13 protein-coding genes and 1 pseudogene are annotated in these 14,765 nt (G+C 48.5%); 1 reads left to right on the top strand and 13 read right to left on the bottom strand.

Features of this window, described 5'->3' with window-relative positions; genetic code table 11:
* Positions 1 to 3: 3 nt before the first annotated feature.
* The 9 genes and pseudogenes from B9Y59_RS03190 to B9Y59_RS03155 form a co-directional block, all read right to left on the bottom strand.
* Positions 4 to 855: a signal peptidase I gene (locus tag B9Y59_RS03190; protein WP_085531749.1), complete on the bottom strand. Its 852-nt coding sequence runs from the start codon at positions 853 to 855 to the stop codon at positions 4 to 6.
* A gap of 64 nt (positions 856 to 919) precedes the next feature.
* On the bottom strand, positions 920 to 1,474 hold the full coding sequence (locus B9Y59_RS03185; protein WP_085531746.1) for a hypothetical protein: 555 nt from the start codon (positions 1,472 to 1,474) through the stop codon (positions 920 to 922).
* Between the two features lie 135 nt (positions 1,475 to 1,609).
* On the bottom strand, positions 1,610 to 2,440 hold the full coding sequence (locus tag B9Y59_RS03180; RefSeq protein ID WP_085531744.1) for a TasA family protein: 831 nt from the start codon (positions 2,438 to 2,440) through the stop codon (positions 1,610 to 1,612).
* A 223-nt stretch (positions 2,441 to 2,663) separates the two neighbouring features.
* A complete protein-coding gene (locus B9Y59_RS03175; protein ID WP_085531742.1) occupies positions 2,664 to 4,298 on the bottom strand; it encodes a hypothetical protein in 1,635 nt (544 codons plus the stop codon).
* A gap of 424 nt (positions 4,299 to 4,722) precedes the next feature.
* Positions 4,723 to 6,318 (bottom strand): peptide chain release factor 3, encoded by a 1,596-nt coding sequence (locus tag B9Y59_RS03170; RefSeq protein ID WP_054323885.1) that lies wholly within the window; start codon positions 6,316 to 6,318, stop codon positions 4,723 to 4,725.
* Positions 6,319 to 6,335: 17 nt separating this feature from the next.
* Entirely contained in the window at positions 6,336 to 6,755 is a 420-nt protein-coding gene (gene gloA2, locus B9Y59_RS15975) for an SMU1112c/YaeR family gloxylase I-like metalloprotein (protein WP_054323929.1), read from the bottom strand.
* Between the two features lie 12 nt (positions 6,756 to 6,767).
* Positions 6,768 to 7,124: pseudogene (locus B9Y59_RS15970) on the bottom strand ((deoxy)nucleoside triphosphate pyrophosphohydrolase); the annotation flags it as partial.
* A complete protein-coding gene (locus B9Y59_RS03160) occupies positions 7,121 to 7,486 on the bottom strand; it encodes an arsenate reductase family protein (protein WP_054323886.1) in 366 nt (121 codons plus the stop codon). The pseudogene B9Y59_RS15970 and the gene B9Y59_RS03160, both read right to left, overlap by 4 nt.
* A gap of 5 nt (positions 7,487 to 7,491) precedes the next feature.
* The gene (locus B9Y59_RS03155) at positions 7,492 to 7,827 is read right to left on the bottom strand and encodes an arsenate reductase family protein (RefSeq protein ID WP_143255220.1); all 336 of its coding nucleotides are present in this window, start codon (positions 7,825 to 7,827) and stop codon (positions 7,492 to 7,494) included.
* A 344-nt stretch (positions 7,828 to 8,171) separates the two neighbouring features.
* On the opposite strand from B9Y59_RS03155, the gene B9Y59_RS03150 reads away from it, so the two are divergent.
* Positions 8,172 to 8,399 (top strand): hypothetical protein, encoded by a 228-nt coding sequence (locus B9Y59_RS03150; protein WP_242967221.1) that lies wholly within the window; start codon positions 8,172 to 8,174, stop codon positions 8,397 to 8,399.
* A gap of 105 nt (positions 8,400 to 8,504) precedes the next feature.
* Here the strand turns inward: B9Y59_RS03150 and B9Y59_RS03145 are convergent, their stop codons facing one another.
* The 4 genes from B9Y59_RS03145 to B9Y59_RS03130 all read right to left on the bottom strand — a co-directional run bounded on the left by B9Y59_RS03145 (position 8,505) and on the right by B9Y59_RS03130 (position 14,729).
* The gene (locus B9Y59_RS03145; protein ID WP_085531740.1) at positions 8,505 to 9,890 is read right to left on the bottom strand and encodes an oligosaccharide flippase family protein; all 1,386 of its coding nucleotides are present in this window, start codon (positions 9,888 to 9,890) and stop codon (positions 8,505 to 8,507) included.
* Positions 9,891 to 9,949: 59 nt separating this feature from the next.
* Positions 9,950 to 11,182: a glycosyltransferase gene (locus B9Y59_RS03140; protein ID WP_085531738.1), complete on the bottom strand. Its 1,233-nt coding sequence runs from the start codon at positions 11,180 to 11,182 to the stop codon at positions 9,950 to 9,952.
* Positions 11,183 to 11,196: 14 nt separating this feature from the next.
* A complete protein-coding gene (locus tag B9Y59_RS03135; protein ID WP_085531736.1) occupies positions 11,197 to 12,771 on the bottom strand; it encodes a hypothetical protein in 1,575 nt (524 codons plus the stop codon).
* Between the two features lie 233 nt (positions 12,772 to 13,004).
* Positions 13,005 to 14,729, bottom strand: a complete 1,725-nt coding sequence (locus tag B9Y59_RS03130; protein ID WP_330395880.1) for an Rqc2 family fibronectin-binding protein — start codon at positions 14,727 to 14,729, stop codon at positions 13,005 to 13,007.
* Positions 14,730 to 14,765 lie beyond the last annotated feature (36 nt).

Raw genomic sequence — 14,765 nt, 5'->3', positions numbered from 1 at the left:
GATCTATGTACAACTTGTCGGTTTGTTTTCCGTTTCATTATCCGATTGGAGCAAATCCTCTGCAAACTGCTCATCGGTTGTATTCTGTTTATCAGCAGCTAAAAGCATTTCTTCGCCTGCATCTTCATTTGAAGATTGTACCGCATTCGGTCCCGAAGCAGATTCCCCTGTTTCTATTCCCGTAGATTTCTCGGGCCCCGCCTGCTGCTTTTCCTCAGGCTGTTCGCTCTTTTCCGGAAGTTCCGGTTCTTCTTCTGAACCGTCCTCTACTTTTCCCTCCTTGAGTGCCTTTTTCTCATCCACATAGGCCCAAAAATTCTTCAACAAACTGATGGTCTCCACCAACAAAATAATCATGCAGGGCAAAAGTAGAATCAAGAAAAAACCATTTTTCGTCTTCATAAAATTGAGGAGATACCCCAAGTAAGGAATATGGAAAATAACACGTCCAATCACATTATCGGGGACAGCCGCCGCATCATCGCGGTCCTCATTCGCGTCGCCTTTTGTGATAAACATTCGGCCATTATTATTATCGACCACCTGAAGAATCCGGTGGCTGACAACCTTTCCGTTGAGTGTGGTATCATTGGAAACAAATGTAATAATGTCCCCTTCTTCAAGCGTCATCGGGTCCACTTTCTCCACAATGATTACGCCGCCAACATTCAAAGTTGGTTCCATACTTCCGCTCAACACCGTAAACAACTGATAATTTTGTAGAAACGGCAACCCGTTTCCTTTCGAGCCGATCGCGAGATAAAGCAAAACCACGACCAACCCCACCAGTAAAACCAAGAAAAAAGCATTCAAGATTTTACAGATGATCGACCATATTTTTTTAACTTGTTCCATCACACGCAGCCTCTCTACTATGACATTCTACAAAATCCGCTGAGTATGATCGACAACCGATTTCTTATTCCTGAACAGTTTCCTCCTCAAGAATTCGAATATCCGCCGTGACATACAGCTGCGCGTCCTCTGTACCCAATTCGCTGTAGTCCGCATCAGGGGCAGCCTTTAACTGCAGCGTATAAGCATTGATCTCAGAACCATTTTCCACCGCTGGAACCTCTGCAATAAAAGAAGTGCCATCCTCAGAAAGCTTCAAGGGTTCGCCTTCACTCAAAATAGAAACCTCCCAGCCTTCCAAAGCATCTGTAATTTCTTCACCGTTCGCGTCCTTCACTAGAACACGGAAAGATACGGCAGAAGGAATATTGGAGTAATTCTCCATTTGAAATGGAATATAAGCTGTCTGGCCATCCTGTAAAGCCGCCAGATTTAAAACACCCAGGTCGGACTCCGCGTTGTTCGCAAGGTCCATCTTCGCATTGAGCAGCACACTTTTTGCTGTGAGACTGACCTTGTCCAGGTCTTCCCGCCATGCAAACGTGGCTGTACAGACGGTCGCCAGAATCACCAATACCAGTGTGAGACTCAGCCACGATTCTTTTAGCAGTTTGAACAACTTGCCCTTCCCCCTTGTGAATAAGATAGACCGGTGTGCCGGAACAAATGCTCCGGCACGCCGGTTGATTTGATCTCTCAATCACCGCAAAACCCATTCATATTTCGCTGTTATGTTTCTTAAACAAATAAGAAATTATTTTGCAAAAGTTGCACCTTCATCTGTCTGCTTTGCATTGACAGTGAAGTTAACTTCATACGCTTTGCCCTGATACTCATTGCCAGCACCCTCGTCCAGATAGGCGCCCAGAGCATATGTATTATCCTCTGCTGTTGCGCCAGCCGGGAGAACCAGCTTTTGATTGCCGTTCATCAGAACGTAGCCATCTTCATCCTTTAAGGTATCAAGGCTGATGTTTTCAGCAACAACTTTCCATGTACCCTCAACCTTTTGGAAGAGCACGACATGGAAATGAGGATTAACCTTGGTGTTGTCATAGTTGCTCGGGGCATAAATGTCGTCACCATCAGCAGCATTTTCTACATATGCCTTATCTTTCGTATAATCTTTCCCCAATTCATTCTGGGACTGACGGGTGGTATTCTCTCCTTTTCTGATTCCGCCATTGCCGTTGCTGACAATTTCAGGAACATCCAATGTCGGAGTAGCATCTTCGAAAGAGAGCTTCAGGTTGACAGGCAGAGTGCCCTCATTGCTGATGGCGAACTGCTGTACATAAACCGGAGTCGGATCATAACCTTCTCCCTCATACGGATTCTCGCCATTCAGAACTGCCGTAGCCTCGTCAACGAAGGTATCCTTTTCCATCGGACGCATGTTCTGGAAGTTCAACTCGGTTGCAACTTCGCCATCCGCATTCTTGATGCTGATGTCCAGCACGCCAGCGGTGAAGTTCGCATTGACCTTCTCTGTGTCGGTGAACCAAGCCATGGTAGCGCCTGCGATGAGGGTAAGAACAACCAGGATTGCTACACCGGACATTGCCAGTTTTCTCTTTGCGCTCATTTTTGTTTCCTCCTATTGAATATATTTGGGTTTATGGACATCTTTATGAAAAGACGTCCGCGCGGCTAAATTCAGGAAACGGTCTGCAAAGCAAAACTCCCTCTACAGTCCCGCTTCCAAACGGCTACATTCCCAATCATGCAAACGGCGTTTTTGTTCCTCTGCCGTTTTCCGCAGACGTTCTTCCTCAAAAACCATCTACGGATTCGCCGTTAAATGGAAATTACTTCCTCTTATGTTCCTCTTCGTTTTTATCTTTCTTTCCTCTACACAATAGGCACAGCACACCGGACCCCACTGCAAGAGAAGCAGAAACAGCCAGTAAAGCTAGCGTATGATCCCCTGTTTTAGGCTTCCCACCAGTCGATCTCGGCGTTCCCCCAGAAGGTTCGCTGGTCGCAGTAACAGCACTCGTATCTCCGGCGCTTTCCACTCCTGTGGTACTGCTCGTCGTAGAAGGTGTCTCCCCCGGAATCATCGGCGTACTCACCGTCCCCTCGCCTGTAGAACTCGACGGAATGGACGAACTGCTATCTCCGCCGCCATGGGGCTTATCATGGTCGCCGCCGCCACCGCCACCACTGCTTGTAGACGGCTTTGAAGATGACGAACTGCCACTGGAACTGTCGTCGTCCACTTTAAACTTTAGAGAAAAATTGAAATCAATACAGTGCGGCATCCAGTTAAACGCATTGGGCGCCTGATAAGCAAACGCTAAATGGTCCAAAGCCAGTGCATCATTTTCATTCAAAACGGTTCCGCCAAAGACTTCTTCCGCATTTCTAGTTGCAGCGGAAGCAGGATCTTTTTCCATAAAATCGGCAATACTCATCCCATTGGCGGAATCTTTCACTCCATCTATGGGGGAAGTCTCTGCGTCAAAGGTAAAACGCATGCAATTGCTATAGAGATAATGGTATCCCATCGCTAAAAGCTCGGGGTCCGTCTCCAACATCTGATAGTGATTGTTTGGCTTGATAATACCATACAATTTGAACACATCGAAGATTGGGTCGGTTGTATCCGGTGAAAAATGCTCGGATGCATCCTCTGAAAAGCGCTTGAACTCCATCTCCCCGCCTAAGACTTCCAATTTTTGCTGATTGCTCAAATCCTCCAGGGAATCCACGTTGTAATATAACTTAAGATAATCCGCATATGTACGATCTGGGTCCGCAGAAACAGACCTCTCCTGATCATTTGCATCGCGGAATGTAAGCGCCTCTTTCACACGGTCGTTTACCTGTACAGCCTCAACCAACGTGACGTCATAGGAATCCTCTTTTCCAAACAAACGCGCCATCGGTTTGTTGCTTGTCCGGACTGCGGCCACCGCAAAGCGAATATATTGCCCATCAAACCCTTTTACGTCGAACGAATTTGGGTTTGTCTGATAGGCAGTGCCGTACTGCAACAAATATTCATGGTCTTCCGTTCCGTAATCTACAGACTCAAAACCAGTATACTGATCGATATCCACTGGAATCGGTCCGCCAACCTGATAATTATTGACGGTGGTAAAATCGTATCCACCGGATTCCCAGACAAGTTTTTTTCCGCTCTCATTAATCAGCTTTACTTTTACACCTGTATTGCTGCCGGGATGATAATTATCCTCAATCAACACATACGGGGAAGCAATTGGGTCAAAACGGACGGTCGCTACACCATCCTGAATATCTCCTGGCTTGATGGTATAGACATAATAGCCATCCTCCTGTTCGAGAACGCCTTCCTCATCTACATGCCATGCGCCGCTTCCCAGGAATTGCTCTGCCGCTGCCTGTGTCAGATACGCAGAAATTGCACTGAACACAATAGTAAGCGAAAGGAATACGAAAAATGCCCGCTTTTTCATGTATGCCCCTCCTGGTTTCCTGATTCTTTTTTGGGGACCCATCCATTTAGAAGCCTTTGTCCACACTTGGATAGATCTGCTAGATTTATGCTTCAACGCCAAAATCTAACTTTTATTTTGAATGATTATACCACTTTTTCTTTCAAATCTCGTTCTATATAAGAAAAAACTATCGCAAAGTTTTTTTCTGATTTCAGATTATAAAGGTCACATAATTTTGCACTATGTAAGCCATATCTTACCATTAGTATAATCGACATTGTCCTATTTTTCAAGGTATAGATGAAAAAAGTGATTGTTTTTTAGGAATTATATGGAGCATGATTGGTTCCATATAAACACTGGAATTCGAAAAAAGGACCTTCAGGTAAATACACTCCTGAAAATCCTTTCATCTTTCCTGCCAATAATCTCCAACGACGGGTTATCGTCCAAATTCCGCCAACTGCAATCCTTCATTGTGCTCTAAAGCCCAATTGATGCTCCAACTATTGGCAAAAATCAACAGATAATTCCCTTTTAAATCCTGTATCCGCTTGGTATCCGAGGTCAGATTTAACGTTTTGGGGTCCAGCCCTTCGTTTTCAATCCAGCGAATATGCTCATAGGGAAGCATATCCATATGAATATCCACATTGTATTCATTCTTCAAACGATACTCTAGGACCTCAAACTGAAGGACGCCCACAACTCCAACGATGACTTCCTCCATGCCGCCGCCCAGCTCCTGGAAAATCTGGATTGCGCCCTCCTGTGCGATCTGCGACGTTCCCTTGATGAACTGTTTACGCTTCATAGTATCCACCTGGCGAACCAAAGCGAAATGTTCGGGGGCAAACGTGGGAATGCCTTCAAAGCGGAATTTCTTCCCCGGCATACTGATGGTATCCCCAATGGAAAAAATTCCTGGGTCAAACACGCCGATGATGTCCCCTGCATAGGCTTCATCGACAATCTCACGCTCCTGCGCCATCAATTGCTGCGGCTGAGAAAGCTTCATCCGCTTATCCCCCTGGACATGGAGCACCTCCATGCCCTTTTCAAAGCGTCCGGAACAAATACGCATGAAGGCCACACGGTCGCGATGGGCCTTGTTCATATTGGCCTGAATCTTAAAGACAAAGGCGGAAAAGTCGTCGCCAAATGGATCGATTTCTCCACTGTCGGATTTGCGCGGCAGAGGCGGGGTCGTCATATGCAAGAAATCCTCCAAAAAAGGCTCCACTCCAAAGTTGGTGAGCGCTGAACCAAAGAACACCGGCGATAAACGCCCATGCCGTACGGCTTCGAGGTCAAACTCATAGCCTGCTCCATCCAACAGTTCTACATCATCCACCAAAGTCTGCCGATGCTCCTCGCCAATCAGTTCCGCTAAATTCGGGTCGCTGAGATCTGCTTCTATTGCCGCTACCTGGCGCTGTCCATTGGCCATCTCATCGTTTGCACGGAAGGCAATGATCTCCTTTTTATTTCGATCATAAACACCCTTGAATTCCTTCCCACAGCCAATTGGCCAATTCATCGGATAGGTTTTGATTCCCAGCTCGTACTCAATTTCATCCAAGAGGTCATATGGATTGCGCGCCTCGCGGTCCATCTTATTGATAAAGGTGAAGATGGGAATGTCCCGCAACAAACAAACCTTAAACAATTTACGGGTCTGCGGCTCAACGCCCTTAGCTGCGTCGATCACCATCACCGCAGAATCCGCCGCCATCAGTGTGCGGTATGTGTCCTCAGAGAAATCCTGGTGTCCGGGCGTATCCAAAATATTGATACAATATCCCTCATAATGAAACTGCATAACAGAGGAGGTGACAGAAATTCCCCTCTGTTTTTCTATTTCCATCCAGTCAGAAACCGCATGGCGCGCCGCTTTCTTTCCCTTTACCGCACCCGCCATCGCAATTGCCCCGCCATACAACAAAAACTTCTCCGTCAATGTTGTTTTACCGGCGTCCGGGTGCGAAATGATGGCAAATGTCCTTCTTTTCTCGATTTCATTCACATACTTAGACAAGTTTGTTCCCCCACTGCTCAATTTTCATCGGACACGAGCGCTGCGCACTGCTTGAGTTCCAGCGGCAGGCCGTCCGGGTCCATAAAAAAGGTATAAAAATCCCCTGTGTATTCGTCTACGCGGATGGGTTCCACCTCAACCCCACGCTCTTGCAGCTCTGCAACCGCACGGTGAATATTGGCCACCTGGAATGCCAAATGCCGCAACCCACAGGCCTCCGGATGCGTCAAACGCTCCGGGCTGTTTGGGAATGAGAATATCTCAAGCTCACAATCCCCCAGCTTTAGGTCCAGTTTATAGGAATCCCGGTCTTCACGGTAATTTTCCCGGACAATTTCCAATCCTAAAGTGTCCACGTAAAACGCCTTTGACCTTGCATAATCCGAAACAATAATCGCCACATGATGCACTGCATGAAGCAACGAGCCTTCTTCCATCAAACGGCGGACAACCTCCTCATCCGCCGGACAAAAGGGTTCCTGCAACAAATCTGCTGGACGAATCCACTTCATGGCGTGATGCACGTGATTTTCCGGTTCTCCCTCGATGATCTCTGCATTATAAAAAACAAAGGAAAACGGCTCTGTCCCATAGGTATAGGTTTTCTCTGCGTAAACGTCCAGCAGACGGACGGCAATCCCAAGCTCTTCTTTACACTCCCGGATCGCACACTGCTCCATGGTTTCCCCTGCTTCCCGTTTCCCGCCAGGGAATTCCCAAAGAAGGGAACAATTCCCTCCTTCCTTTCGCTGGCAAATCAGGATCTTACCATCCCTGCGCAAAATAGCGGCTGCTACCTCCGTCATGCATGCGCCTCCTTCCAGGCCTCCCATTCGGCTGGACGGAATCCCACCAAAACGAAATCATCCCCCACCAAAATAGGGCGCTTCACCAACATCCCGTTTGTCGCCAGCAGGTCAAACTGCTCTTCCGGCGGCATATCTGGCAACTGATCCTTCAACTGCATCGACTTATACAACAAACCACTGGTGTTGAAAAAGCGCTTTAATGGCAAACCACTGCGCGTTTGCCATTCCTTCAGTTCCTCGGCTGTAGGATTTTGCTCAACAATATGGCGGTCTATATAAGGCACACCATTTTCTTCCAACCACTTCTTCGCCTTCTGGCAGGTGGTGCACTTCGGATATTCTACAAATAAATATGCCATGTTGTTCACTCCCATGTTTTCCAAATCTCAGGGCAATAGCCCACCGTTGCTTGTCTTCCATTGCGGACGATCGGTGTCCGAAAAAGCGCTGGGGTCTCCAATAATTTTTCTACTTTTGCATCCTCGCTGGCAAGATACCGAACGAGGAGCGCCCCTTCCGCCCCTTGATCCACCAACTGTTCCAAACCGCCCACTGCTGCTCGGATACTGGACAGTTCCCCCTTACTCATCCCAAAGCGCGGCAGATCCACCAGTTGATACTTGATCTTTCGTTCTTTAAAATACCGTTCCGCTTTTTTCGTATCAAAACACTTCTTCTTTCCAAAAATCTGTATGTTCACATGATCCCCCCGCTTTAATCCGCGATTTAGATACAATTACCAAACGGGTATAGTTTACCCCGATCTGGAGAATAAAGTCAATACAGCGGCCGCAGGAAAAGCCAACTTGTTGCAAAAAATTCCCATATATGCTGCACAGGCCCTTAAAAAGGCTCTTTTACAGCGTTTTCCCGGGTTCCAACTTCCCTATTCAACCGATGCCCATACGGTTTTGACAGTTCGCACTTGGATTTCACCGAACCCTCGTGTATTTTTTGCGCAACAATAGCCAAAATAAGCAATGCCGGGGAAATGAAAAAAGCCGCCGATGGCAGCCACGGAATCCGGCGGAAAGGAGCCTCGCTATGATGAACGATTCGAAAAACAAGCAGGTGGAACCAATGAATTTAGAGGATGACTTTTTCGATCTGGATACAGTCGCCTGTGCTACCGAATGTACCGGCCTGATCCCGACACCGCCGGCCTCGGACGAGGAGGCTGAATCCTATACAGAAATCTACGCCATTCCTCAGCCGGAAAACCGGCATCCCGATGGATTGCAACAGAAAGAAGGCAATAGCCGCACGCACTGATGCATAAGCCAAGGTCCTCCAAAACAGGTTCTTATTTTCTCATCCGAAACGGGCACGCCGGTATACAGAAGCAGTTGCTTCCATGCATACCGGCGTACCCGCTTTTTATTTGCGTACCCATATCTTTTGCAGACTCATCAACAGCTCCTTGGCATTGAGCAATATCATCAAAACAGTCATCCCAATCTCTATAAAAATCCAATTGGGAAATTCAAAGATCATCACCAGGCTCTGAATCAGCAGAAGGACGGTATTCACCGCCAGGCGCAGGCCGCTGTAGTGCATGCGGACAAAACGCCGGGTATCCACCGCACGAAAGAGAAACACCACAAAATAACTGATAAAAGTCGCAAACGCTGCGCCATTGACACCAAACCGTGGGATAAAGAGGAAATTCAAAACGATATTGGTCAACGCCCCCACTGTCGTCGTCGCCAGAGAAAGCATGCTCTTTTTTTCCACCATATAGATGCTTCCGAGGAAGTTGACAATACAGGTGAATACGGTCGCCATGACCAAAAACGGGATATACTGCCACGAAGCGTAGAAAGCTTCCGAGACCAAGAGCTTTGTAATCACCTTGCTGAACAGGATAATTCCCGAACCAGTGATAAATAGCAGGGAACAATAAGAACGAAAAACCCTTGTAAAAAAACGCCCGCGCCCCTCTTGCTCTGTCACAGCAGACATCTGCCAAGCATCCATAAAAATCCCGGAAACAAGCACCACGATTGAGGGGACCTTATAGGCCACTGCATACAGTCCATTGGCGTTATTTCCCAGCAGATAGGAGACAATATAGCGGTCGGAGACATTTGTAATCCACCAGAGCACATTGTTTGGAATCAACGGCACGGCATATTTCAACATGGCCTTCGAAACGGAACGGCGCAAGCCGTGAATCCGTACAAAATGCCAGAGTTCCGCATTAAATCCTAAAAACAGCACCGACAGTGTATCCGAGCACACAATGGCCAATACATAGCCAAAGACTCCCCAATTCAAAACCACTAAAAATAAGACGTTAAACAAAATCGTCGTTATGGTACTGACGATGCCGTCCACTGCATAGAGCCGCACCTGGCCCCGTGCGCGCACAAATTGGGAGCAAAGGGACCGCAAGCTGGACATCAACACAAACGCATAGATTAAAGCCGTGTATCCCGATAGGAAGTCCAAGAGATCCAGTAGAGGATACAACAGGAGCATGATACAGAAACCGGTCAGGATTGTAACCAAACCTGTGGTGAATACGTCGCTCTTTCGGACGTGCCGCTCCAAGCCAAACCGGATCACCGCGTTGACAATCCCCAGGGATGCCAACGGAAGCAATAGATTTCCCGTCTGGACAATCAGATCTGTAATGCCATATTCCGCGTCCGAGAGGACGCGCGTATAAAGCGGCATCAATAGAAAAACCAGCACCTTCGAGCTGAAGGTGCCGATTGCAAAGATCACGGTATTGGAGATCAATTTTTTATATTTATCCAATGTGCGTCCTCCAAAATTCCGGATTCCGTATCCTTGACTGTATATGCTGTTTTTTTGAATCAGAGCTTCTCCAACTCTGTCACAAAACGAGTATGGTTGGCCTTATCATAAAACGAATTTCGCCACAGCTGGCGCGCATTGCTGCGCAAAGCGGTCTTTTTAGCCGCAGTCGCATCCGCATAAGCCGCAATCGCCGCCGCAATTTCTGCCGCAGTCGGATTGGCCCCCAGAAGGAAACCAGTTCCCTCATGGATCATCTCTGGAATTCCTCCGACATCCGTTCCAACAGCAGGCACGCCAAACGAAAAGGCCTCCATAATGGATACCGGGGTCCCTCCTTCTGTCTCCGATGCCGTAAGAAATAGGTCGATATGTGTGGATTTGTAATAATCCACAATCGTTTCATTGGGCACCGATCCCAAAAATGCATAGGAAACTTCTGGATTCCCCCCCAGCTTTTCTTCTGCGAGCTGATGAATATACTCTTCCTGAGGGCCTCCGCCCGCATGTACCCACCGGAGTTTCCGTCCGTGAAGCAGGGAAAGCGCTTCCACCAGCAGGTCCAGGCGCTTGATTGGAATCACATTGGAACAGGAGAACAGGCTGATGGTATCCCCTTTTGCCGGTGGGTTCAAGCCGTTGTCCGGAACACCAAGATAGGCCATCTTGTAATGATCATTCTTTTGGGTCGCAAAATGCTTTAGATAATATGCTCGCGCTTGGCGGGAAACAAAAAACACCGCGTCCAGATGCCGGTCCATGAAATATTTATACGGCTGAACGCCCGCCGGAGAACGCTCATTATAGAGATCATAGCCGTGTGTACGGGTGATGATGCGCATCCTCGGGTGGCGCTGCTTCTCCAAAGCCAAAGCCAAAGCACCGTAATTATACCAGTAGGAATAATAAATGGTATGTTCGATCTGGTCGAAAAAGCCCTCGCTCCGCAGATATTTTTGAAACAGGTGGGCGGAAAGGCGAAAATTGCGCACCTCAGCTTCTCTAGCACGCAATGAGCCCTTCGCATGCTCTTTTCCAAACACACTGCGATAATAATTTCGATCCAACAGGCAACCAAATAGATTGCGGAGCTTTTCCCCTGTTGTGGCATTCCTATGGTAATGGTACAGCTTTACCCCCGCAGGAAGCGAATACTCTGGTTCCTGCACAGGGCTTTTACAGATAATTGTCACCTCAAAATGCTGGCATGTCACCGCAAGTTCCGGCTGTATAAAGGGCAATTCCCCCCTAGTATACGGGTAATGGTCGGTGATTAAAATGAGTCGTTTCATAGCGACGCTCCTGTTTATACAGATTCGGGCAAACCTTCAGGCTCACGAATCTTTTTCTCAAAGAGCGGAGCCTGCACCAGCCAGTATACCAAGGCAATGCTGTAAGCAAACGGCGGGTAAGAGGAAGCCAACAACGACGTTACCAAGTAGCCGGGCATCAGCAAAACCGGGAAGATCGCATATGGGTCCCCTTTCCTGCGGCGCAAATAGTACAGCAGTGCCCGGAACCCGGACGCCACATTGATTGCAAAATAGAACAGAGCCGTAAAAATTCCGCTGTCATATAAAATTTGGATTATGCAGTTGTGTGCGGTGGCTGCAACGCCGTAATCGTGTACATAGATCTTACCGCGCTCATGGCCGAGAGGTTCTACACGATCCGCAAATGCTTTCCAGATCAACGTACGGTGTGTAGTCACCTGGTCTGCGGTCTTTCCCTCCGTGTCCAAACGGTCCATCGCCGCATTGATCGCGTCATCCAGCTTTGTCCCCTGCAGACGGGGATCCAGATACGCATACTCCTCTGGCAACAAGTCATTGACCGCCGCATAGTAATACACCGCATACGTACCGCCCTTGACCAACCAAAACGTACCAGGAACACAGATTACCACTGCCAAAAGCATGGGTAGGATCTGTTTTATCGCGCGCAGAGCAATGGCTTTGATCCCTTCGCCCCAGTGTGCCACGATATAATTCAAAACAAACCAAAGCGCAAAAGAAATGGCCGCTGCCAAAAGCGCAGTCCGCGAACGGCTGAATACAATCAATGCAACAGAAGTCCCAAGCCCCAACAGGGATGGGAGCAACCCCTTATGAGCGCGGCAAGCGAAAGCGGCATACCGGAACAGAGAACCAGGATGGCGCCACTCCGGGCGCACCGGAGAAGCTGTGCGGGGCTTTTGCTCCCACTTACGCCAAGCAAGCGTATAGTTCATCATAAAGAGCGGAATGGTACAGGTGAGGTACTGTCCCAATGAGTTCGCATTCGTGAATAAAGCGCGATACTGGCCGCCCGTGATCGGGCTGAATAAGACACTCAACACAAAAAAGACCAGATTGAAGCTCACCAACCCTTTGGTCACCAGACAGAACAAGGTGCCGTAGTCCCCACGGTTGTTCCAGATAAAATAAACGCACGGAAACACCAATGTAAAAATAATGGAAATTGCTGCCCAGTCGAGAGACGTATAGATTGCGGATACAATAAAAAAGATACACATGCCCGCCCAAAGCAACGTCATCATGGCATTGCACCGTTTCCGCTGCAAGGGCCCTTGAATCGAGCAAATCGCTACAACGGCCATCAGTACGCAACCAAGCAAGTCAAAGAAAACATATTTAATGACCGAAGGCAGCGGAAGATGCTGCAAAATCAAGCTTGTGATATTGGTATGCTCCAAGTAGATGATGACCATGATCCCGAAAAACGACGCACTGATCAAAAAATTCTTCAGGCGTTCGCTCATAACCCGCGCCAAGCCAACAAAAGGCTTGAGCACGACCAAGAAAATGGTCTGCATCAAATCGGCAAGCAGATCCGCGATCCGTTCCAGCAGATTGCCAGATTTCTCTGTATATCCGTTCATTCCGTATCCTCCAAACCGAAATTGTCAATTCCCCGTATTTTCCACAACATTCAACCGATTCATTCCAATTGTTAAGGAAATATAAAGAATATTATATACTATCCGTTTCTTTTCTGTCAACGCGACAGGGGCGCATCCCCCGGAAACTCCAAAAAAGGCTTTTCTCACTTTCCCCATTGGGCGATACCCCCTTTTGATCATTCTTTTTTCGCGTTTTCGCCAAACAGGGAGCCTTACGCCTCTTCAAAGGCCGCAGGCGTTACGTACACCGTATTGTATTTGACGTAAATCACCATTCCCGGTTTCGCGCCGGAAGGTTTATTCACATTGCGCACTTGGGTATAATCGACGGGAACCTGGGAAGATTCACGCGCCCGGCTGTGCGCCGCAGCCAGCATTGCCGCTTCACGGATAGCCGTCTCCGTCGGTTCCCGCCCGTCTGTCACCAGAATGGTATGGGAGCCGGGGATATTTTTCGTGTGAAACCAAATATCATTGTTGTTCGCCTGCTTAAGCGTCAGGCGGTCGTTCTGCCGGTTATTCCGTCCCACCAGGATGCGGAAACCATCGCTGGAGGTAAATTCCAACGGAGCGGCGGCGGCGACAGGCTTCTGTTTTCCCCTCTGTGCGCGGATATATCCCTGTTCCACAAGTTCCTGCCGGATCTCCGAGAGATCCCGCTCGACCTTTGCACGGCTCAATTCCTCAAATACCGTATCCAAATATTCCAGTTCCTGTTGGGCCTGGTGGATTTGCTCGGTGAGTTTTTCTTCCGCTGTCCGCGCCTTTCGATAATCCTTATAATACTTCTGTGCATTCTGCGAAGGCGTCTTTGCAGGATCTAATTTGATTTTGACCAGCGGCGCATCCGCCTCATAAAAATTTTGCAGGGATACCGAAGTACTCCCCTTTTCAATTTGATAGAGGTTGGCGCTGATTAAATCACCACAAATACGCAATTGGTCGCGCTCTGCACATTTTTCCAATTCGGCACGCTGAATATTGATCTTTCGGCTCAGACGGTCTGACGCGTTGGAAAGTACCCGAAGCAGATCCTGCGAACGGGCACGCATCCGCTCGATGCGGTCTCGCCCCTCATAAAAAGCGTCCAAAAGGTCCGAAAAGGTCTCTTGCCGCGTGACTATAGCCGCTGTTCCATATTGTGTGATGTTCATAAAGGAGAAATCCATCGGCTTTTTCGCCACACTGACCGCCATGTGGGGCGCTCCCTCTATCCCGCGTACTGTCTGAATCAACCGGTCTAGGAAGAAACGCAGACGTCCCCAGTGTTCCTCTGTCATCTCCTGCATATACAGGTCTGTTCCACGGCCGGTCAAATGCTGTATTTCCCGGCAGACAACCGGTGAGACCCCCTGTACATTGGCGAGCAGTGCTTTAGCGAGCTCTGTGTCTGCAGGCAATGCGCGCAAGCGTGCCAATAGCGCTTCCGAATCCGTTTCAAGCATACAGAGCTTCTTTTGCGGTGGTGGCAGCTGATAACTTAAACCAGGCAGAACCAGGCGTTCAGAGGACATCTCAGCGTCCACACGCTTGAGCGCATCCACGATTTTCCCATTTTCATCCACTAGAATCAGGTTGCTGTAGCGGCCCATAATTTCCACCGCCAGAGTCAAACGCACCTCATCGCCAAGCTCATTGATCGCATCAAAATCCAAAAGCAATAGGCGTTCCAATCCTGGTTGCCGCACCGCGGCAAGCTTGGCGCCGGACAACCTCTTTCGCAACAACATGCACAACATGGGCGGGACTTTTGGGTTTTCCGGTACGAACCGGGTAAAATGAATGCGCGCGCTGTTCGCACGTGCAGACAATAAGAGTTTATAATGATCGGTCCGTGTGCGCAGCGTAAAGACCATCTCTTCCCGATTGGGCTGTGCGATTTTCTCAACGCGGGCTCCCAAAGCCAATCCTTCTATTTCTTTTTTGATATGTCTCAAAAATGCTCCATCCAGAGCCATTGGTATCCGTCCTTT

It is taken from the genome of Anaeromassilibacillus sp. Marseille-P3371 (assembly GCF_900169665.1).
Classification (GTDB): Bacteria; Bacillota; Clostridia; order Oscillospirales; family Acutalibacteraceae; genus Anaeromassilibacillus.
Note: the sequence above shows the minus strand (reverse complement) of the source record. Positions and strands in the feature narration are given on the sequence as shown.